The 2,096-nt window shown below is 44.3% G+C and carries 1 protein-coding gene and 3 pseudogenes; 3 read left to right on the top strand and 1 reads right to left on the bottom strand.

Annotated elements, in window-relative coordinates:
• Positions 1 to 108 precede the first annotated feature (108 nt).
• Positions 109 to 254: pseudogene (locus tag JNC77_RS17515) on the top strand (IS481 family transposase); the annotation flags it as partial.
• 94 nt (positions 255 to 348) lie between these two features.
• On the opposite strand, the pseudogene JNC77_RS17510 reads toward JNC77_RS17515, so the two are convergent.
• Positions 349 to 1,470, bottom strand: a pseudogene (locus JNC77_RS17510) (class I SAM-dependent methyltransferase).
• Between the two features lie 168 nt (positions 1,471 to 1,638).
• On the opposite strand from JNC77_RS17510, the pseudogene JNC77_RS17505 reads away from it, so the two are divergent.
• Positions 1,639 to 1,719: pseudogene (locus JNC77_RS17505) on the top strand (IS6 family transposase); the annotation flags it as partial.
• A 17-nt stretch (positions 1,720 to 1,736) separates the two neighbouring features.
• Complete coding sequence (locus tag JNC77_RS17500; protein ID WP_374834792.1) at positions 1,737 to 1,967, top strand: hypothetical protein; 231 nt, start codon at positions 1,737 to 1,739, stop codon at positions 1,965 to 1,967.
• Positions 1,968 to 2,096: the final 129 nt, after the last annotated feature.

The following is a 2,096-nucleotide window of genomic DNA, read 5'->3' as shown; positions in this document are numbered from 1 at the left end:
GAAATTAGCTTTACCCATCGTAGGCTCCTTGCCTCTTTTTTAAGTCACAAAGGATCTACAAATCTAGGGGCTATTCACAGAGACAAAAGCTTTTCAACAAAACCTGGCCAGGAATTTTATCAACTTCTCAGTTACACAGGGTATGCGATATTGAGGCAAAGCTGGCAGAAGGGAAGCGCTTTTATAATTTCAACAGTCCGCACGATGCACATAACAGCAAAACGCCATATGAAGCGATCAGAGAAAAACTATAAATTGCGATTGAAATCCATTCGGCCCCTGCCCTAAGTGAGTGATTGCGGCTAGTCTGCTAAAATTATTTATCAATTAGTCGCGCAGATTTTCTCACTAAGCGCGATAAAGATCGGCTCGTGTTTGCGGAACGGCTGATAGGCCACGTTTGCGATGTGAAGCGAGTGTTTGATTGATCTGCACCGTGCCGCGCTCAAAGGCCAGCGCACAACCAGCAAGATAGAGAAGCCACAGGCGCGCTCGAGGTTCGCCAACTTTTGCAATGGCTTCGCTAAACCGCGCATCTAGACGCTCGGCCCATAGCCGACAAGTCTGGCCATAGTGTTCCCGTAAATTTTCGACATCATGAACCTCGAAACCATGACCTTCCAGATTGTCGATCGTCATGCCCAAATGGTCCAATTCGCCACCAGGGAAAATATATTTCACCAGTGCCAGATGCTCCGCACTTTTTCGCCGAAATGCTTTGCGGCTTCTTTTCATACGTCGTGTAATTGCATGATGTAGGTACAAGCCACCAGGGCGCAGCAGCCGTTTTACACCGCTGAAGTATGTTTCGTAATTGGCCATGCCGACATGTTCGAACATGCCGATGGATGAAATCTTGTCAAACTGGCCATCGAGATCAGTATATGATTTGATGTGGATTGTAATTTTGTCTACAAGACCCTCTTCAGAAATCCGCTGTCGCGCTAATTCTGTTTAAGCTTCTGAAAGAGATACTCCGGTACCAATTACCCCGAAGTTCTTGACAGCATAAATGAGTAAAGCACCCCAACCACAGCCAATATCAAGAAAATGCTCACCTGGTTGCAATCGCAATTTACGAGTGATTAGCTCCAGCTTGTCTTCCTGCGCTTGATCAATATTATTGGCCCAATCAGTAAAATATCCGCATGTATAGACCATCCTTTTATCCAAGAACAACTGATAAAACTCGTTTGAAACATCATAATGATGCGTAATGGCCTGCTTGTCTGAACCACTTACAAACGGCGATTTGCCATCCATTTGATCTGACTTGCTTCGATTTCCAGACATTAAAAGAGACGGGATATCTTTCAGTAATTGCCATTTGGGAATGGCTTTGATCCGCTCTTTGAGATTGCCTTCACTCGAACCTAAGCGTGTTCCATCCCATAGCTCCACTCCGAATTGTGGCCGGATTGTTTCAACGATAATTTTCACAACACGTGCTGTTCTTGCGTTTGTTTTCATTAACTCCCCCTGCAATAGCTCTTTAAAAGTTGAAGGATAATAACGCAGAAAATGCAATTTGATATAGTCGGTTTTAACGAGGGACACCTAACGGTTTTGTTGCAAAGTTTTTGTCTCGGACCGGTTGGTCAAAGTCTGTTATGATGGGCTGGGTGCCATGGGAGATAGATGATGGTTGATTTCAAAGGCGCTCAGTTTCCCAAAATCGTCATCCTGCACGCCGTTTTCTTTTATGTGCGCTATCCGGTTTGGCCGGGCTTCAGGTTGTGAATTCGATCCTAGAATCCACCGGAACAAGAAACTTAATTGAAATCCAGCAGGCTAAATATCTTAACAATATCCTCGAGAAGGATCACCCGGCCGATGATGGGTTCAAAGCCTTTCATTCCGCCTCAGCCATCATTGCAGGGATCGAAGTGGCGTACATGATCCACAAGAAACAATTCGCTAACGACAACCGCTCGCCATTCCAGATCTTTGTGGATCTCGCAGCATAATTGCGACTAGAAATAAAGCTGCTTTTGCACTACTCAAAACTTTGTAACAACGCCGTCTTAATATATTTATAAGTAATAAAAAAACGGAGTATAAAAACTCCGGTTTTTTATTTGAAATGGCTATCAATA

Source organism: Paenochrobactrum pullorum (genome assembly GCF_041929845.1).
GTDB lineage: Bacteria > Pseudomonadota > Alphaproteobacteria > Rhizobiales > Rhizobiaceae > Paenochrobactrum > Paenochrobactrum pullorum.
The sequence above is the reverse complement of the archived record's forward strand: the minus strand, read 5'-3'. Positions and strand labels throughout refer to the sequence as shown.